24 protein-coding genes are annotated in these 18,046 nt (G+C 57.6%); 7 read left to right on the top strand and 17 right to left on the bottom strand.

From position 1 onward, the window contains the following. Position 1: 1 nt before the first annotated feature. Entirely contained in the window at positions 2-484 is a 483-nt protein-coding gene (locus Q334_RS0105860; protein WP_027312392.1) for an FKBP-type peptidyl-prolyl cis-trans isomerase, read from the bottom strand. A 103-nt stretch (positions 485-587) separates the two neighbouring features. Here Q334_RS0105860 and Q334_RS0105865 point away from each other — a divergent pair, with 103 nt between their 5' ends. Next, on the top strand, positions 588-983 hold the full coding sequence (locus tag Q334_RS0105865) for a fosfomycin resistance glutathione transferase (protein WP_027312393.1): 396 nt from the start codon (positions 588-590) through the stop codon (positions 981-983). Here the strand turns inward: Q334_RS0105865 and Q334_RS0105870 are convergent. Then, a complete protein-coding gene (locus Q334_RS0105870; RefSeq protein ID WP_027312394.1) occupies positions 973-1,602 on the bottom strand; it encodes a LysE family translocator in 630 nt (209 codons plus the stop codon). The two genes, Q334_RS0105865 and Q334_RS0105870, sit on opposite strands and share 11 nt — an antisense overlap. Before the next feature lie 123 nt (positions 1,603-1,725). Further along, on the bottom strand, positions 1,726-2,691 hold the full coding sequence (locus tag Q334_RS0105875; protein ID WP_245593662.1) for a LysR family transcriptional regulator: 966 nt from the start codon (positions 2,689-2,691) through the stop codon (positions 1,726-1,728). A gap of 93 nt (positions 2,692-2,784) precedes the next feature. Here Q334_RS0105875 and Q334_RS0105880 point away from each other — a divergent pair, with 93 nt between their 5' ends. The 3 genes from Q334_RS0105880 to Q334_RS0105890 are packed head-to-tail and all read left to right on the top strand — an operon-like array spanning position 2,785 to position 4,052. Beyond that, on the top strand, positions 2,785-3,390 hold the full coding sequence (locus tag Q334_RS0105880) for a glutathione S-transferase family protein (protein ID WP_027312396.1): 606 nt from the start codon (positions 2,785-2,787) through the stop codon (positions 3,388-3,390). Between the two features lie 15 nt (positions 3,391-3,405). Then, positions 3,406-3,795, top strand: coding sequence for a nuclear transport factor 2 family protein (locus Q334_RS0105885; RefSeq protein WP_051527554.1), 390 nt, complete (start codon positions 3,406-3,408; stop codon positions 3,793-3,795). A 50-nt stretch (positions 3,796-3,845) separates the two neighbouring features. Beyond that, on the top strand, positions 3,846-4,052 hold the full coding sequence (locus Q334_RS0105890; protein ID WP_027312398.1) for a tautomerase family protein: 207 nt from the start codon (positions 3,846-3,848) through the stop codon (positions 4,050-4,052). 157 nt (positions 4,053-4,209) lie between these two features. Here the strand turns inward: Q334_RS0105890 and Q334_RS0105895 are convergent, their stop codons facing one another. Continuing rightward, positions 4,210-4,842, bottom strand: a complete 633-nt coding sequence (locus Q334_RS0105895) for an NAD(P)-dependent oxidoreductase (RefSeq protein ID WP_027312399.1) — start codon at positions 4,840-4,842, stop codon at positions 4,210-4,212. 103 nt (positions 4,843-4,945) lie between these two features. On the opposite strand from Q334_RS0105895, the gene Q334_RS0105900 reads away from it, so the two are divergent. Then, positions 4,946-5,851 (top strand): LysR family transcriptional regulator, encoded by a 906-nt coding sequence (locus Q334_RS0105900; RefSeq protein ID WP_027312400.1) that lies wholly within the window; start codon positions 4,946-4,948, stop codon positions 5,849-5,851. Here the strand turns inward: Q334_RS0105900 and Q334_RS18180 are convergent. After that, positions 5,848-6,318, bottom strand: coding sequence for a MarR family winged helix-turn-helix transcriptional regulator (locus tag Q334_RS18180; RefSeq protein ID WP_051527555.1), 471 nt, complete (start codon positions 6,316-6,318; stop codon positions 5,848-5,850). The two genes, Q334_RS0105900 and Q334_RS18180, sit on opposite strands and share 4 nt — an antisense overlap. A 174-nt stretch (positions 6,319-6,492) precedes the next feature. Between Q334_RS18180 and Q334_RS19875 the strand changes: the two genes are divergently transcribed. Together Q334_RS19875 and Q334_RS0105915 are read left to right on the top strand one after the other, a co-directional pair. Continuing rightward, positions 6,493-7,119: a class I SAM-dependent methyltransferase gene (locus Q334_RS19875; RefSeq protein WP_051527556.1), complete on the top strand. Its 627-nt coding sequence runs from the start codon at positions 6,493-6,495 to the stop codon at positions 7,117-7,119. After that, entirely contained in the window at positions 7,112-7,504 is a 393-nt protein-coding gene (locus Q334_RS0105915) for a hypothetical protein (RefSeq protein ID WP_027312401.1), read from the top strand. Before Q334_RS19875 ends, Q334_RS0105915 begins: the two co-directional genes overlap by 8 nt. Positions 7,505-7,551: 47 nt before the next feature. Here the strand turns inward: Q334_RS0105915 and Q334_RS0105920 are convergent, their stop codons facing one another. From Q334_RS0105920 to urtC, 12 genes are all read right to left on the bottom strand, one after another. Further along, positions 7,552-9,429, bottom strand: coding sequence for a putative bifunctional diguanylate cyclase/phosphodiesterase (locus Q334_RS0105920; protein WP_027312402.1), 1,878 nt, complete (start codon positions 9,427-9,429; stop codon positions 7,552-7,554). Positions 9,430-9,722: 293 nt separating this feature from the next. Further along, positions 9,723-10,286, bottom strand: a complete 564-nt coding sequence (locus Q334_RS0105925; RefSeq protein WP_051527557.1) for a HupE/UreJ family protein — start codon at positions 10,284-10,286, stop codon at positions 9,723-9,725. Between the two features lie 17 nt (positions 10,287-10,303). Further along, on the bottom strand, positions 10,304-10,978 hold the full coding sequence (ureG, locus tag Q334_RS0105930) for an urease accessory protein UreG (protein ID WP_027312404.1): 675 nt from the start codon (positions 10,976-10,978) through the stop codon (positions 10,304-10,306). A 49-nt stretch (positions 10,979-11,027) separates the two neighbouring features. Then, complete coding sequence (locus Q334_RS0105935) at positions 11,028-11,693, bottom strand: urease accessory protein UreF (protein WP_027312405.1); 666 nt, start codon at positions 11,691-11,693, stop codon at positions 11,028-11,030. Beyond that, on the bottom strand, positions 11,686-12,141 hold the full coding sequence (ureE, locus tag Q334_RS0105940) for an urease accessory protein UreE (RefSeq protein ID WP_027312406.1): 456 nt from the start codon (positions 12,139-12,141) through the stop codon (positions 11,686-11,688). The genes Q334_RS0105935 and ureE overlap by 8 nt, the downstream gene beginning before the upstream one ends. Before the next feature lie 26 nt (positions 12,142-12,167). Next, positions 12,168-13,871 carry an urease subunit alpha gene (gene ureC / locus Q334_RS0105945; RefSeq protein ID WP_027312407.1) on the bottom strand — a complete coding sequence of 568 codons (1,704 nt, stop codon included), beginning with the start codon at positions 13,869-13,871 and terminating at the stop codon, positions 12,168-12,170. Then, positions 13,868-14,188, bottom strand: coding sequence for an urease subunit beta (locus tag Q334_RS0105950; protein ID WP_027312408.1), 321 nt, complete (start codon positions 14,186-14,188; stop codon positions 13,868-13,870). Before Q334_RS0105950 ends, ureC begins: the two co-directional genes overlap by 4 nt. Positions 14,189-14,203: 15 nt before the next feature. Continuing rightward, the gene (locus Q334_RS0105955; protein ID WP_027312409.1) at positions 14,204-14,506 is read right to left on the bottom strand and encodes an urease subunit gamma; all 303 of its coding nucleotides are present in this window, start codon (positions 14,504-14,506) and stop codon (positions 14,204-14,206) included. 9 nt (positions 14,507-14,515) lie between these two features. Beyond that, positions 14,516-15,397, bottom strand: coding sequence for an urease accessory protein UreD (locus Q334_RS0105960; protein ID WP_035460870.1), 882 nt, complete (start codon positions 15,395-15,397; stop codon positions 14,516-14,518). Positions 15,398-15,406: 9 nt separating this feature from the next. Then, a complete protein-coding gene (gene urtE / locus Q334_RS0105965) occupies positions 15,407-16,102 on the bottom strand; it encodes an urea ABC transporter ATP-binding subunit UrtE (protein WP_027312411.1) in 696 nt (231 codons plus the stop codon). 3 nt (positions 16,103-16,105) lie between these two features. Then, positions 16,106-16,939 (bottom strand): urea ABC transporter ATP-binding protein UrtD, encoded by an 834-nt coding sequence (gene urtD, locus Q334_RS0105970; protein ID WP_027312412.1) that lies wholly within the window; start codon positions 16,937-16,939, stop codon positions 16,106-16,108. After that, positions 16,936-18,045, bottom strand: a complete 1,110-nt coding sequence (gene urtC / locus Q334_RS0105975; protein ID WP_035460872.1) for an urea ABC transporter permease subunit UrtC — start codon at positions 18,043-18,045, stop codon at positions 16,936-16,938. Before urtC ends, urtD begins: the two co-directional genes overlap by 4 nt. Position 18,046: the final 1 nt, after the last annotated feature.

Consider the following 18,046-nt stretch of genomic DNA (forward strand, 5'->3'; position numbering starts at 1 on the left):
CTTAATGATGATGGCCGCCAACCCCGTGGGCATGGCCATGGGCAATTTCTTCGGCACTGGCGGCGCGCACTTCCACCACCTCAATAGCAAAGGTCAGGGTTTCACCGGCCAAGGGGTGATTGGTATCGACTGTTACCATAAATTTGCCCACTTTTTTTACCGTTACCTGCCGCGCGCCCTGCTCGGTATGCACCACAGCCACCATCCCTGGGCGCCACTTTTTCGCCCCTTGCAGGTGTTTCACCGGCACTCGCTGCTCAGCCTCCTCGACCCGCTCACCGTATGCCTGCTCCGGACTCAGAGTCACACTCAGGCTATCCCCTGCCTGTTTACCGGCCAAGGCTTGCTCCAAGCCGGACAGAATATTGTCATGGCCATGCAGATAAGCCATCGGCTGACGCTCATAGCTGGATTCCAGCTGCTGGCCTTGGGCATTACTCAGGGTATAGTGGAACAGCACCACACGGTCTTTTTCGATCTGCATACATACTCCCATTGGCGGCAGACAAATAAAGCGCTAAGCATACCCGCCACCTGCCAGTCTGACTATGGTCCCTAGCGCAGGGCCAGCGACTAAGGAGATCTCCATGCTACAGGGACTCAATCACCTCACCCTGACCGTCAACGAGCTAGAACGTTCCCTGGCCTATTATCAACGCCTCGGCTTCAAACCACTGGTGCGCTGGGATAAAGGTGCCTACCTCACTCAGGCGGATATCTGGTTATGCCTGAATCTCGGCCACGCCAAGCCCAGTGAGGACTACAGCCATATTGCCTTTAGTGTCGATGCCGCTGAATTTGCCAAGCTGCAGCAACAGCTGGCAGACCTGCCTTGCTGGCAACAGAATCAAAGTGAAGGAGAGTCGCTCTACCTGCTTGACCCGGACGGGCACAAACTAGAGCTGCATGTGGGAGGCATGGCCAGTCGCCTGGCCAGCCTGAAACAACACCCCTATGCGGGGTTAATCTGGCTTACTGACTAACCGCCAGCTTGGCGCCAAAGCCCAGCAGTAATACACCGGCGATACCATCCAGGCTACGCGCCACCCGGGGGGTAGCCATCCACAGGCGGGCCTGATTGACCAATAACACCAGAATACCCTGCCACAGGGTAGCAATGGCAAAGTGCAGCCCCGCCATAAACATCGACTGCCCTAAAGCAGAGTGAGCCGGATCAATAAACTGCGGCAAGAAAGCCATGTAGAAAATGATTGGCTTGGGATTCAGCACATTAGATAGAAAGCCTTCACGCAACGACACCCAGCTGCTCACCTGCTTAGCCTGCACCTGTGGAATCGCCATGCCCTTGGCATGCCAAGCGGCCTTCAAGCTCTGGTAGCCTAGCCAAATCAAATACAGCGCCCCCGCTAGCTTCAGCGCCATAAAGGCCTCCGCCGAGCCCAGCAAAATCACCGATAGCCCCGCCGCCGAGATACTGGCATGAACAAACAGGCCACAACAGATACCAAAACTGGTCAATAACCCATCACGCCAGCCACCCCGGGCGGCATTACGCATCACCATCAGGGTATCCAGCCCTGGCGTCATGGTTAACAGGGTGATGGCGATTAGGAAAGGAATCCATTGAAAGTGCTCAAGCATGATCGGCTCCGGATCAACTGCAAACAATCGAGACGCTCAGCTTCGCTGTCCTGTCCAAAGTGGTCAATGGGGTTTTGCTAATTGTTATGGTTAGCCAAGCTGAAGGATGCCTCAACAGGACAGTTAGCGGGGAGCAGTCGACTCTCCATGCTCAGCAAACCACTGCTGTAAAAAGCGGATACATTGCAGCACGCTGGGGGGCACAAAATTCCGCACCGGATAAAGCGCATACAGGGTCAAAGGGGGCTTGGCCGCCTCCGCCAATACCTCTACCACCTCCCCACGCTGCAATGCCTCACGACAGACAAACTCTGGCAAAAAGCCAACCCCCAGGTTGCGTTTGACCGCCTCCAGAATAAACAGGGTGTTATTGACTCGTAGTCGTCCTTGCACGGCGATGCCGTCCTCCAGTGGCCAAACCCGTCCCCCCTGGAAATAGCTGTAGATAAAACAAGGGTGCTGCTGCAAATCCTGTGGCAGGTGTATTGCAGGGTGATGGGCTAAATAATCCGCCCCGACGCAGACCCGATAGGCAAACCGGGTTAAGGGCCGCCCGACATAATTCACATCCACCGGCTGACTGGAAGCACGAAAGCCCAGATCAAACCCCTGCTGCAGTAAATCGACACTGTCATCACTCAGATGAATGTCCAACTCAATATCGGGATAAGCCTGCATAAAGTCAGCGAACATCTTCGATAAATCAGTAATCCCCAGGGCCATTGGCGCATTGATCTTCAACTTGCCACGGGGTTGTTGTTGCAACACCTGGAGGAAATGATCCGCCTCATCCAGCTGCGCCAAAATTCCCCTGGCCCGCTGCAAATACCCCTCGCCAGCATAGGTCAACTGCAGAGCACGGGTGGAGCGATGCAGCAAGCGCACCCCTAACTCCTCCTCTAAGCGACTGATCTCCTTACTGATCATCGACTTAGAAAAGCGGGTTTGCTCCGCTACCCGGGTAAAACTCCCCAGATCAGCCAAGCGCACAAATAACTGCATTGCCCGTAATCGATCCACCCCTCCCCCCAGGCTGTGCAGCCTTAAATTGTCATCAATATGGAAACAGTTGTTCCACATTACAGCCATATATGAAAACCATCAAACTCCCTAGGCTATCTCCGTGGTTAAGCAAACGCTGTGTTACGCAAACCTTTCGCCAACCCATAATTGGAGAATGCTATGTACAAGCTATATTTCCTCCCCGGTGCCTGCTCACTCGCCACCCAAGTCGTGCTGCATGAATTAGGGCAACCCGTACAGCTCATCAACAAACAACAGGTGGCTGACTTTAACCAGATTAACCCCGTCGGCACTGTGCCCGTACTGGTAGACAACGGCCAGGCCTACCGTGAAGGGGCCGCCATCATGCTGTACCTGCTGGATAAGCACCCCAACACCCTGCTGCCCAACAGTGGTCAGGCACGTCTGCAGGGCATCCAAAACATCCTGTTTGCCAATGCCACCATGCACCCTGCCTATAGCCGCCTGTTCTTTATCGCGCAAAATATCAGCGCTAACACTGCCCAGGCGGAAGCCTACCAGCGGGCCAGTCAAGCCATTAACCAACTCTGGCAAGTAGTAGAGGAACAACTGGCCCAGCAACCCTTCCTCGGTGGGGCGCAACCTTCTGCTGCCGACATCATGCTCACGGTCTACTCCCGTTGGGGTGGTGCCTTCCCGGTCACCATCAATATCGGCCCCCGCACCCAGCAGATGCTCGACCACGTCCTCGCCATGCCCAGCTTCCAACGCGCCCTGGCGGCGGAACAAGCACAAGCAGCCTAACCACAGGAGAACACCATGGCCCACGCCCTGACTGGTATCGGTGAAGAGCAATTCCAAGCGCTGATGCAACTGGTACGTGACTACTGCGATGGTCTTTATCAGGGAGATGTCGCCAAGCTACGCGCCATCTTTCATCCGGATGCCTTCTTAAAGGCTCCGGGCCTGCGCCGCAGCCTGGAAGAGTGGTTGGCGGCGGTGGCTAGCCGCCCCGTCCCTGCCCAGCAGCAAGCACCCTACCGCTTCAAACTGCTGGCCATTGAAATCATTCAGGATCAGGCCATGGTCAAACTGGAGTGCCCCCTGTTTCAGCACTTCTATGTCGACTACCTCGGCTGTCTGAAAGAAAACGGCCAGTGGCTGATCGTCAACAAGATGTACACCGACCTGCAACAGCCCTTGGCTTAATCCAACTGGCCTAACCCGCACTCAATGCGACACAACAACGAGGAAACACCATGCCCTACGTCAATATCAAAGTGACCAAAGAAGGCCTCAGCAAAGCGAAAAAAGAAGCCCTGATCAAAGGCACCACTCAATTGCTGGTTGAGGTACTCGATAAAAACCCCGCCACCACCTTTATCGTGATTGATGAAGTGGATACCGATAACTGGGGGATAGGCTATGACCAGGTCACCACCCTAAGGCAAGCCAAGCAAGACTAATGGCAATCGAAAGGGGCTGTCAGCACAGCCCCTTGGGCTTTGCCAATCTCCCTGCATGCAGCACAGGCTACAGCCATAACACTCAGCCAATACAAAAAGGGCACCACCCCTACCCCTCCCTGGAGTAACGGCAGTGCCCTGGCATTCATCTGAATAATTAGTAAGCCACCCCAATCCGCTGGCGCTGATAGCGTTTTGCCTCCACTTCATCCAGCAGGGCCTTGGCATAGTCTTCCACGCTGATGCGGGAATGGCCTTCACTATCAGTCAGCAACTGATCCCCCCCTAGGCGATACTGACCCGTGCGCTGGCCTGGGAAGATCTCCGCCGCCGGGCTGACAAACAACCAATCCACCTGGCTATTACTGGTGCGAAATACCTGCAAGGCTTCGCCCTGGGCCTGGGCTTCGCCTTTGTATTCCTCCGGGAAGCTCGGCAAGCTAAGCAGGGTTTGCCCCGGTGCCACTTCCAGGCTACCAGCCCCCCCTACCCATAGCAGACGCTGGACGGAGGTATCGGGCAGCAGGTTCAGCAGGGTCTTGGCGGTGTTGGGCACAATCTGGTGCGCACCACTGGCGCGACCACCAATGCTGACAATCAGCACCTCGATATCGGCCAGTGCCTGTAGCAATGCATTGTGATCCTGGCTATTCACCTGACGCACCTCGGCATTGAGGCTGACCTTGCTTGGCTCACGCACCAAGGCGACTAACTGATGACCCCGCTCCTGTACTTCACGGGCAAGGTTGCTACCAATCCAACCACTGGCACCCAATACGGCAATTTTCATTTCATCTTCTCCACAGGTTTAAGATGGAGCCAGTTTATTGATACAAAACCCTTCGATAAATTAGCTAAAATGAAGCTATTTAGTTCAGATAGCGAACAAATACATGGATCGAATCGAGGCCATTCGCAGCTTTATCGAGGTTGCCAGTTGCGGCAGCTTCACCCAAGCCGCCGAGCGCTTGGGGCTCAACCGCATTCGCATCAGTCGCCATATTCAGGAGGTAGAGGACTGGCTGCAAAGTCGCCTGCTACATCGCACCACCCGACAGGTCAGCCTGACCGAAGCAGGCCGGGCCGCCCTACCCCTATGTGAGCAACTGTTGAATCAGGCTGCCCGTCTGGAGAGTGAAATCCGTCCGGCGACCAGCCAGTTGCAAGGCAGCATTCGTCTGGCCAGCCCAGTGGGGCTAGGTCAACATTGGCTATATGACTTGGTGGAAACCTTTTTGCAGCGCCATCCGCAGGTGCATATTCACCTGCAACTGGCGGATGATGACGCCGATTTAGTCGATGAGCGGGTCGATGTTGCCCTGCGCTTTAGCCAGCAACCGGCAGCACAGTTGATCGCACGGCGATTGATGCAAGTACCCACCTTTGTCTGCGCCGCGCCAAGTTACCTGCGGCAATGTGGTGAGCCACAACAGCCGCAGCAACTTAGCAGCCACAATTGCCTGACTCATCTGGATAGCCAAAGCTGGACCTTCAGCCAACAGGATCAACCCTTGGAGGTCGCGGTGCGGGGCAATTTCAGCGCCAATGAGATGGGAGTACTCACCCGCGCCACGGTACAGGGCTTAGGCATTAGCCTGTTACCGGCGGACTTGGCCCAACCCCATATCGAAGCGGGCCGCTTACGTATTCTTTTGCAGGATTTTCCGTGTCGCCATGCCTGGCTGTGGGCCGTGTACCTGTCACGCAGTTATCAACAGCCGCTGGTACGCACCTTTATCGACTTTGCCGCCGAGCAATGGCAAGGGGGTATTAGCGTTAAGCTGCCCCCCTCTGCTTAATCCTCGTTAGCGGGGGCAGGCTCTTCACCCTCAGCCCAGCTCTGCAGCATCGCCTGCAGTAATGCTGGCCACTGCTGCTGTTGCTCGGTGCTGAGTTGTTGCAGCAGATGTAATAACGGCTGATATACCTGGCTGCGGGCACGTGCTAACAGTTGCTGGCCCGTATCCGTAATCAGAATATGCTGGGCGCGGGCGTCATACCGGCACTGTACCCGCTGTACCAGCCCCCGCTTTTCCAACTTGTTGACCATCAGACTGGCGGATGACTTTTGCACCTGCATTTCCGCCGCCAAGGCAGATAAATGGGTGCGGTCATCATGCTCGGCGGAGGGGCGCTCCGGCAGCTCCGCCGAAGCAATCTCGACCAGAGACAGATACTCAAACTCGCTATAGCTCAGTTCTGTTACCTCTCCCCAGGCGCGGGAGAGCTGGCGGTGCAGCTGGATCAGCAGCAATTCATCACTCATGGTGTTGCCTAAATTGTTGGTTTGCCTAACTTTCTTGCTTTGCCGGGCGCAGGTCAAGCCTGGCAGCTGACAGTCACGCTATTCATTTCCGTAAATTTAGTTTGTTTTCCTAACTTATTATCACTATAGTTTGCCTACCTAACTAAACAATTAATGAAATAAGCAGGTAATACGATGAGTAACGATAGCCCCATCTGGGCGGATGAACAGGTCGACTGGTATGTGCAAAATTGGGGCGAGCATCCGCTTTTCAGCGAGTTGCCCCATTTACTCAACCTGCCTTGTCAGGCTGACATTATTGACCTGGGTTGCGCCAGCGGTGGCCTGATTGCTGCACTCTGCGGTTATCTTCAACAAGGGCAGTTGACGGGCATTGACCCCAGTCCCCGCATGCTGGAGTACGCCAAGGCCCGCGCCTTAGCGCCCAATCCCAAGGTCACTGTAGCGTGGCGCCTTGGCCAAGCCGAACACCTGCCCTGTGCGGATCAGTCTGCCGATTGGATACTGGCCTTAAGCAGCGTGCAGCACTGGCAGGATGTCCACCAGGGTTTGCGTGAATGCCAACGGGTACTGCGTCCTGGTGGTTATCTGTTACTGGTTGAGGATATCTGGCAGGAGCTGGAGATGCCGGAGGGCGTCACCCCACCTGCGGATGCCGATGAACCGGCTCTCCTCCCCTGGCCAGTACTAGAACAAGCGCTGGAACAGGTATTTACCCACGCCTATCGTCGCTGGCGCCACCAAGGTCAGGGCTATGCCATGCATTTCACTCTAATTCAAAGGGAGCCAAACCATGTTTGATCTCAGCCTGCCATTAATGGCACTCGCCCTGTATCTACTGATCTGGGAGAAACTTCCCCACTGGGGCAGCTGGTTTAACGGGCTGCTGGAACGCAGTCCAAGCGGGTTGCAGTATCTGTATCAAGCCTGGCGCTGCCCTTACTGCTTTGGCTTTTGGGCCTGCCTGCTGCTGAGTGTGTTAACCGAACGCCAGCTGTTCCTGCACCCGGCGGAGGCCCCAGCCTGGCTGGGTTACCTGGCGCAACCGCTGTATCGTTTTCTTGATGCGCTGGCCGCAGCCACCCTGGTGATGTTAGGTAACCTAAGCCTGAAAGCACTGGCTGGCCCCGCCATTCGTGGCCATCAAGTACAGCAGCAATGGTTAGATCAACAGGCGCAAAAGTAAGCCTACCCTTACCTTTGCCGCTCCGTTATTGGCTACGCTGTACACCATTATTGGCTACGCTGTAATAGTGCCACCATTGCCTCAACCTCTAGGGGTTTGGCGTAGAGGTAGCCCTGGCCCTGATCACACCCCAGCTCAGTGGCTACCTTTTCTTCGTCTACCGTTTCAATACCCTCTGCCACCACCTCCAAACCGAGGTAATGAGCCAGGCTGACAATGCTGGTGACAAACATGCGTTGGTCTTCATTTTCATGCAGGTGACGGATGAAGCTCTTGTCGATTTTCAGCTTATCGACCTTCAACTCACGCAGGTAAGACAAAGAGGAATAGCCGGTACCAAAATCATCCAGAGCAATGGTGACCCCACAGGCTTTCACACTGGCAATGATCGCTTTGGAACGGGCAAAGTCGATCATGGCGATATCTTCGGTCACTTCCAGCACCAACTGCTCCGGTGCTAAGCCTGCTTGCTGAGCCTGCTGTTGCACCCAAGTGGCCAAGTCTTCATTAAAGAGGCTGGTCGACAGGTTTAATGCCACCGTCACTCCCGACGGCCAGTACAGCTGTTGCCGACTGAGATCATGTTTCAGGCGAGCAAATAACCACTCACCAAAGGCCTTTCCTAGGCCATTATTTTCCATCAAAGCCACCAGCTCCAGGGGGGCGATGGCGCCATAGTCCGGATCTTGCCAGCGTACCAGTGCCTCCGCTCCCAGTAAGCGTCCATCGCGCAACTGATAAATCGGCTGGTACACCAAACGTAGCGGTCCCTCCACCAACCTTTCTTTAAGAACCCGTTGCAAACGCAGCAAGAGGTTACGGCGGCGACTTTCCTGCTCCCTCATCCAGCCCTCAAAAATCACCAACGAGTCGGCGTGATCCTTACGCTTAGCTTCAGCCAGCGCCAAACTAGCCTCATCAAACAGCAAGTCCGGATCCACAGATTGCGCTTCACCAATAAAGGTCACCCCTATCCCGGCATCGACCCAAATCACCCGATCCTGGGCTTTATATTCAAATACCAGCTGCCTTTGCACCGCACGCAACCACACCAGCACCTGGGCCCGTTTACTCTGCTGCTTAAACAATAAGGCAAAGACATCACTATCTAAGCGAGCAATCAGTGCATCTTTAGCCAAGCTACGGCGCAAAACTTGTGCCACCTGACGTAGTAACTCATCCCCCTCCGCTTGACCTAGCGCATCGTTGACTTGGCGGAAATGGTTCAAATCAATCAACACCAATGCCCGCGGCTTATACTCACTGCGCAGGTTCTTTTGGAAAGCACTACGATTTAAGAGGCCGGTTAGCGAATCCTGCATCGCCAACGCGTTATAACGCCTGGACTGGCGCCAGAGATAAAGCACTAGCAACCAACCACTGATCACCAAACCGGTCAGGTTAATCGAAAGCTGTCGCTGACTGGCTTTAATCCCATCTAACTGTTTTGAGGCCTCAGGCCCGGTAAAATTAAGCAGCATCAGCTCATGGATAGGCGCTTGAAAGGCTTCAAACTCCTCGAACATTGTCATCACGACAGCATCCTGCGATTGACTGTTCAGAATTTGGGGTTCAGCCGCCTGGAGTTGCTGCCAAAGCTGTTGAGCCAGTTCTTCTGCACCAAAGCGGCGCCTAAGCTCTTTGGTTTCTCTACCCTTTAAGAAAACAGATAGACGATTCCAGAGCAGGTCGTAGCTCAGCAGCAACTCGCGCTGCTCAATCACCCCTTCAGCATAGAGGCGCAGGTTATAGACGAACTTACGGTGATCCAACTGCAGCTGGGCGAGAGACCAGGCATTGGTTTGAATATGGGCGGACAGCAGATGAGCATTGCGGTAATAGCCATTAAGCGAGACGACCGACAGCCCCAGAAAAATCAGCGAAATCAGATAAAGTGCCAGCTTAGACAGTCTGCTTGTTTTCATAGCCGGCCGCTTACTTTAATGCCCAATCGTTTTTTCATGCTTAGCCACTTCCTTACCCAACAACTGATGAGTCTAAGAACAACCTGGGCCCGCTATTAATGCAAAAATCCTAATTCAGCACAATTTTATATAAACACAATCATGACTTCTTACAGTCATATCGCCAGGAATCTCAACAAACAACGGGTCGGTTAGTGCACTAACCGACCCGTTACCGAATAACGCCGCCAAACCTTTACTCACTTGCTAACAGCGTATTAACAACAGCGCCACTGCCAACAACAATCAGCGCATTACAACAGCGCCAACACTCCGGCACCGCTCATTCCCAGACCCAGCCAGGGCCACAGGCGCTCCTGCAACCGCCCCGCCAGGGCCATGCCCCCCAGGTGCAGCAATAACGTCATCAGGGCAAAGCCCAACACATAGAGCCCGGCGCTGGCGGCCTGGGGCAACTCCGCACCATGGGCCTGGCCATGAAAGAAGGCAAAGCTCGCTACCACCGTCAGGGTCAGGCTGAAGGATAATTGCGGCGCCCACACCAGCACCCCACCCAAGGCAATCACCGAAACGGCAATCAGCACCTCAGTGGCGGGCAGCTGCCAACCGGCCATGGCGCTCAAGGCACCCGCCACCATCATCAACACAAAGGTGAAGGGCAGCGCCAACGCATCCGCATGGGGCTGGCGCACCGCCCATACCCCAACGGCCAGCATCACCAGCAGGTGATCCCAGCCCAGCAACGGGTGCATCACCCCGGCTAACAAACCACTGACTTCATGGCCGGAATGGGCCAGGGCCGGGGTGGATAACAGCGTGGCAGTGGCCACGAACAACGAACGCAAAACAGTACCCATCATAAGACTCCTGTCAGTTACACCAATGCCTGGGCCATGGCGGGAATAGCCAACGCAGGCTGCACGCTCACTTGCACCTGACGCTTGGCCAACATGCCCTGCTCGACAATAAACGCAATCACCTGGGCCAAACCGTCACCCCGAATCAAATTGGTGAAGACAAAAGGCTTGTCGCCGCGCATCCGTTTGGCATCACGCTCCATCACCTCCAGCGAGGCATTCACCATCGGCGCCAGATCGGTCTTGTTGATGATCAGCAGGTCTGATTTGGTGATGCCGGGGCCGCCCTTGCGCGGGATTTTGTCACCGGCGCAGACATCGATCACATAGAGGGTTAAATCCGACAGCTCCGGACTAAAGGTGGCGGAGAGGTTATCGCCGCCGCTTTCCACCAGCACCAGTTCCAGTCCGGGGTGGCGCTGTTGCAGTTCTTCCACCGCCGCCAGGTTCATCGAGGCATCCTCACGGATCGCGGTATGGGGGCAACCGCCGGTTTCCACTCCGATAATACGATCCATCTCCAGGGCCTGATGACGCAGCAGAAACTCGGCATCTTCCTTGGTGTAGATATCGTTGGTGACCACCGCCAGATTGTAGTGCTCACGCAGGGCCAGGCAGAGCTGGCGCAACAGCGCGGTTTTGCCGGACCCCACCGGGCCACCGACACCGACCCGCAAACAGGCTTGATTCATCATGATTCTCCTTGCCAGCGCCAGTCATCGCCTGCGCTGGGTTGCAACATTAACTACGAAATAGTCGGGAATACTGGGTCTCATGCCAGCTGGAGGCCATCACCACCCCCGGTAAACTGCCACCCAAGTGCTCATCCTCCAGCGCCGCTGCCTGCTCTAGCCAGTTTGCCAATTGTGGCAACAGTGCCATCAGCACCTGCTGCGCCTGGGTTTGGCCAAGGGGAATGGTTTTACTCGCCACCGCCACCTGATTCTCCAGCCAGCTCCACAGCCAGGCCTGGGCCCCCTGGCGCGCACTCAGGCCAAGATGCAGAGCAGCACGGCTAAACATCAGCAACAAACTCGGGTCAGCGGGAGCGCCCTCCAGCGACACCGGCAAGGAGCGCAGCAAACGCTGCAGCGCCAAGCCCTGTTGCAGGTCTTCAAACTCCAGTTCCTGGGTTTCACGGCTGGCCAGCAGGTAATCATTCCAACGCTGCAGGGCCTGCTGATCCTGCCTCTGCCAGGCCTGGTAAAAACGCTGCAGCAGGGGCAAGTCGAGGCGCACCAGGCTCTGGCTAATCACCAGCTCCACCCAGGCTTGCAGGCTGGCGGCATCGCTGACCCACCCCCTTTCAATAGCGGACTCCAGGCCAGTGGAGTAGGCAAAGCCGCCAATCGGCAGGGCCGGACTGGCCAGGTAGAGCATGCCAAAATCGGCGGCGGGCTCAGCCATGCTGATGTCCGTGGCTGTGAGCGGCCCCCTGGTAGGCACCCCGCTCCGGATTAAAGGGGGCCTGCACCCGGCTCAGTTGCAGGCCAAGCTGGAGCAGCATGTCCTCCAGCACATGATCGGGCTGGAAGCGCAGCCAGCGCTCCCCCACTTGCAGGGGCACATGGCGATTGCCGAGGTGGTAACAGGCCTTGGCAAAGCTGAGCCAATCCTCACAGCGGGCTTCACATAGGGGTTCGACCTGGGCTTTGACCCGCACCAGCACCCCTTCACTGCTGGCCAGCAAGGTGCCTTCCTGCAATACCTGGCCACGGCGCACAAATACCCCCACATCACGCCCCGCATCGGTGAGGGCACGAAAGCGGGCTTTCTGCCGTTGTTCAAAGCTCAGGGTCAACTCATCTTGCGGCTGATCAGCGGCAGGCTGCAGGTTGTCGGTCAGTTCAAGCATGGGCATTCCTTCTTCTCTTGCGGGCATTAAAACAGGCTGTAACGCTGGGCCAGCGGCAGCTCGGCCAGAGGTTCGCAGTGCAGTAACTGGCCATCACAGCGCACCTCATAGGTTTGCGGGTCCACCTCCAGCTTGGGCAGGTAGGCGTTATGCACCATATCGGCCTTGCTCAGCTGACGAATGCCCTGGCAGGCACTGAGCTGGCGCGCCAATCCCAGGCGTTGGCGCAGCCCCGCCGCCAGTGCCGCCTGGGAGACAAAGGTCAGACTGGTAGCGGCACTGGCCTGACCATAGGCGCCAAACATAAAGCGGTAATGCACCGGTTGCGGGGTGGGAATAGAAGCATTGGGATCACCCATCGGCGCGGCGGCAATGGCACCACCTTTGATGATCAGCGAGGGCTTGATACCGAAAAAGGCCGGTTTCCACAGCACCAGATCCGCCAGCTTGCCCACCTCAATCGAACCCACCTCATGGGCGATACCGTGGGTAATCGCCGGGTTGATGCTGTATTTGGCGATATAGCGCTTGGCGCGGAAGTTATCGCAGCCACGGGCCTGATCCTCCGCCAGTAAGCCACGCTGCACCTTCATCTTGTGCGCGGTTTGCCAGGTGCGGCTGATCACCTCCCCCACCCTGCCCATGGCCTGGCTGTCGGAGGCAATCATCGACAGCGCCCCCAGGTCATGGAGGATATCTTCGGCGGCGATGGTTTCCTTGCGAATGCGGGAGTCGGCAAAGGCCACATCCTCCGGAATGGCCGGGTCGAGGTGATGGCAGACCATCAGCATATCCAGGTGTTCATCCACCGTATTGACCGTATAGGGACGGGTCGGATTGGTGGAGGAGGGCAGCACATTGGGTTCACCGCAGGCCTTGATAATATCCGGCGCATGGCCGCCACCGGCCCCCTCGGTGTGATAGGTGTGGATGCAGCGGCCCTTGAACGCCGCCAGGGTATCCTCGACAAAACCGGACTCGTTGAGGGTGTCGGTATGGATGGCAATCTGCACATCGTATCGCTCCGCCACCGACAGGCAGCAGTCGATGGAGGCCGGCGTGGTGCCCCAGTCCTCGTGCAGTTTCAGGCCAAAGGCACCGGCTTCGAGCTGCTCTTCCAGCGCCTGCGGCTGGCTGGCATTGCCCTTGCCGAGAAAGCCAAAGTTCATCGGCAGGCTATCGGTGGCCTGCAACATGGTGGCCAGGTGCCAGGGCCCTGGGGTACAGGTGGTGGCATTAGTACCGGTGGCGGGACCAGTGCCGCCACCCAGCATGGTGGTGGTGCCGCTCATCAGCGCCTCCTCCACCTGCTGCGGGCAGATAAAGTGAATATGGGCATCCACCGCGCCAGGGGTGAGGATTTGCCCTTCAGCGGCGATCACTTCGGTACCGGGGCCAACGGCAATGGTCACCCCCTGCTGGGTATCCGGATTGCCGGCCTTGCCAATCGCCAGAATACGGCCCGCCTTCAACCCCACATCGGCCTTGACGATGCCCCAGTGGTCGAGGATCAGGGCATTGGTAATCACCGTATCCACCACCTCGGCACAGCCCAGCTGGCTCTGCCCCATGCCATCGCGGATGACCTTGCCGCCGCCGAATTTGACTTCATCGCCATAGTGGGTGAAATCCTGTTCCACCTCGATCCACAACTCGGTGTCGGCCAGACGCACCCGGTCGCCAACGGTGGGGCCAAACATATCGGCATAGGCCTGACGGCTAATCTTCATGCGGATTCCTCCTGCAGCGGCCCCATCACTTCGCCACGGAAGCCGTAAACATGCTGGCGTCCGGCAAAGGGCACCAGTTCCACTTCGCGGTGCTGACCCGGCTCAAAACGTACCGCCGTCCCCGCCGGGATATTCAGCCGCCAGCCACGGGCCGCGGCACGATCAAACTGCAAGGCCGGGTTGACCTCGGCAAAGTGATAGTGGGAGCCGACCTGCACCGGCCGATCCCCCAGATTAGCAACACGGATACGCTGGGTCGGCCGGCCGGCATTCAATTCGATCTCGCCCTCGGCCAGGGCATATTCACCTGCAATCATCTGGCGCTCCTTGGCTTAAATAATGGGCTGGTGCACGGTGACAAGCTTGGTGCCATCGGGGAAGGTGGCCTCCACCTGCACCTCCGGAATCAGCTCGGCCACGCCGTCCATCACCTGTTCACGCTTGAGGATGTGCCGCCCTTCACTCATCAGGCTGGCAACGCTTTTGCCATCCCGCGCGCCTTCCATAATGGCGGCGCTGATCAGCGCCACCGCTTCCGGATAATTGAGCCTGAGGCCCCGCGCCAGCCGCCGCTCGGCTAACAGCGCCGCGGTAAAAATCAATAGCTTGTCTTTGTCTCTTGGACTGAGTTCCATCACGACCTCTCAGGTAGACCAGATACGGGGGGCACAGGGGGCACGCCCCAGTAACAGGGGGCGAATATGCTGCCAGGCCTGGATAAACTGCTGGCGCGCCTGTTCGGCACAGCCACCGCGATAGCGCAGCAACAGCACCCCGCGGCGATAACTGAGGGCGCAGCAGTCGCTGGCCAGCTCAGCGCGGAGTAGCTCGATTAACTCACTGGGGCGCTCAGCAAAGCCCGTCGCCAGCAGGGTACCGAGCAAGGGTTGCTGCCCCAGCCCTGCTTGGTTGCGTTGCATGGCCGCCAGATTGCGCGCATCCAGCTGTAGATGCTCCAGCAGCAGTGGTCGGCCATCCTGCCACAGCTCCAGCCGTTGGCTGAGGCGGCCACGGCTGAAGCTCTCCTGATTGGCGGGACGGCCCAGGCTAATCAGCTCCCAGCCGATAAATTTGCAGGCGCCCTGGAGCTCAATGCGGGTTGTCATCACCCCGTTGGCACCGGGGAAAATAATGGTCTCCTGGGGCAGCCACTCCCCTTCCGCCTGCTCCAGCCTGAGCAGAATATGCTGGTGCTGTTCACCGCCAGCCGAGTCGGCCTTGTAGATTTTGCCCGCCGAGGGGGTGGTGAGCAGCGCCTGGGCACCGGGCTGCCACTGCAATTGCAGGCTGAGGCGATCACCTGATACCAGCCCCCCCGGCGGATGGAGCAGATACAGGTGGCAGTAATCCCCTTCCGGATAGAAGGGCCGCTGCACCCGCAAGGGGCCAAAGAAGTCCATCTGACTTAAGCGGGTACGGGCACCGCTGCGGCTAAAGGCCAGTTGCAGCTGGGCCAGCCAGCGCCGTTGCTCGCCATAGCCGGAGGGAGGCTGACACCTGAGTAAAGAGCTTACCAACTGATTCATCTTGGCCCCTTACACACTCAAATAGGCGCGCACCAGCTCGTCATCCAGCTCGGCCATCGGCCCACTGGCGACCCGGCGGCCACGATCAAGCAGGGTAAAGTTGTCCGCCAGACGGCGGGCAAAGGGCAGCTTCTGCTCCACCAGCAGTACCGTCAGGCCCATCTCACGATTGAGCTTGAGGATGATGTCGCCAATCTCCTGCACCACATTGGGCTGAATGCCTTCGGTAGGTTCATCCAGAATCAGCAGTTGCGGGTCCGTGACCAAGGCGCGGCCAATCGCCAGCTGTTGCTGCTGACCACCGGACAGATCACCGCCCCGGCGCTGGCGCATGGCATCCAGCACCGGAAACAGCTCAAAAATAAACGCCGGAATCTGCTTGGCCCCATCACGGCGTGCCGGCAGGCCAATCTGCAGGTTTTCCTCCACCGTCAGCAGAGGGAAAATCTGCCGCCCCTGGGGCACATAGCCCACCCCCAAAGGGGCACGCTGCTCGGCACTGAGGCGGCTTAACTCCTGCTCGCCCAAACGAATCGAACCCGAGGCCAAGGGCAACAGCCCCATAATCACCTGCAGCAGGGTGGTTTTGCCCACCCCATTGCGCCCCATCAGGCAACTGCAACTGCCCTTAGGTACGCTCAAATCCAGATCCCACAGGGTGTGGCTTTCACCGTAAAACTGATTAACTTGGCTAACTTCCAGCATCCCTTATTCCCCCAGATAAACCTGGCGCACCTGCGGGTCCGCCTGCACCTGATCCATACTTCCTTCCGCCAATACCGATCCCTGGTGCAGCACCGTCACCGGCGCCTGCAGGGAGCGGACAAAGTCCATATCGTGCTCGACCACCACCACCGAATGCCGACCCGCCAGGGTGCGCAGCAGCTCGGCGGTGCGATCCATCTCCTGGTGGGTCATGCCCGCCACCGGCTCATCCACCAGTAGCAGCTTGGGGTTTTGCATCAGCAACATGCCGATCTCCAGCCACTGTTTCTGCCCGTGGGATAGCGCCCCTGCCCGTTGCTGACGTGCCTGTTGCAGGCCGATTAGCTCCAGCACCTCTTCCATCCGCTCACGCTGGGCGGCGCTGATCCGCGCGTTCAAGGTTGCCCAGACGCCCTTATTGCCCGCCATCGATAGCTCCAGGTTTTCCCACACGCTCAGGGGTTCAAACACCGTGGGCTTCTGAAACTTGCGGCCAATACCGGCCTCGGCAATTTGCGGCTCGCTCAGTTGCAGCAAATTGATCTGCTGACCAAACCAGGCTTGGCCTTTGTCTGGCCGGGTTTTGCCGGTGATGATGTCCATCATGGTGGTTTTACCGGCACCATTGGGGCCGATGATGCAGCGCAGCTCGCCTTCACGGATGTAGAGATTGAGGTTGTTGATCGCCTTGAAGCCATCGAAGCTCACCTCCAACCCTTCCAGATAGAGGATGTAGCCCTTGGAGACATCCAAACGACTGCTGGCCTGGGGCTGAACAAAACTAAACACCTGATCGCGACGCCCATACTCGCGCAGGTAATGGGTCAGGCTGGTCATACGCCGGCCTCCTTCCCGTTAAAACGCAGGGCCGCCAGACTCTGGCGTAGCGGCACCCCCGCCAGTCCCTTAGGTAATAACAGGGTGACCAGGACAAACAGCCCACCCAAAGCAAACAGCCACACCTCCGGCAGGGCAGCGGTAAAGTAGCTCTTGCCGTAGTTCACCAGCAGCGCTCCCACCACCGCGCCATAGAGGGTGGCACGGCCCCCCACTGCCACCCAGACCACAATCTCGATGGAGTTCAGCGGGGAAAATTCCGACGGGTTGATAATCCCCACCTGGGGTACGTAAAGGGCGCCGGCGACCCCGGCCAACATGGCGGAAAAGACAAACACCGCCAGCTTGATATGCTCGACCCGGTAGCCGATAAAGCGCACCCGGCTTTCGCTATCGCGCACCGCCACACAGACCCGCCCCAAGCGTGAGGCGATAATCCAGCGGCAGGCCAGATAGCCCAGCCCCAAGGCCAGCGCCGAGGCGACAAAAAGCGCCAGCTTGACCCGGCTCTCCTGCAGGCTGTAACCGAGGATGTCTTTAAAGTCGGTCAGGCCATTGTTACCGCCAAAGCCCATCTCATTGCGGAAGAAGGCCAGCATCAAGGCATAGGTCAGTGCCTGGGTGATGATCGACAGGTAGACGCCGGTCACCCGGCTGCGAAAGGCCAGATAGCCAAACACAAAGGCCAGCAGCCCCGGTACCAGCACCACCATCAAGGCGGCGAACCAGAACTGATCAAAACCATACCAAAACCACGGCAGCTCCTGCCAGTTGAGGAACACCATAAAATCCGGCAGCTCCGGATGGCCATAGACCCCCCGCTCACCAATTTGGCGCATCAGGTACATGCCCATCGCATAGCCTCCCAGGGCAAAGAAAGCACCGTGCCCCAAGCTGAGGATGCCGAGATAGCCCCAGACCAAATCCACCGCCAACGCCAGCAAGGCATAGCACAGGTATTTGCCCAATAGGGTCAGGGTGTAGGTGGACAGATGCAGCGGATGCTCCGCCGGAATCAAGCCATGCAGCGCCAGCGCGGCCAGGGTAATCAGCACCAGCAGGCCGAGAAAGCGCCGGGTACTGGGATTGAGAATGGACTCTGCCATC

The organism is Balneatrix alpica DSM 16621, assembly GCF_000619885.1.
Classification (GTDB): domain Bacteria; phylum Pseudomonadota; class Gammaproteobacteria; order Pseudomonadales; family Balneatricaceae; genus Balneatrix; species Balneatrix alpica.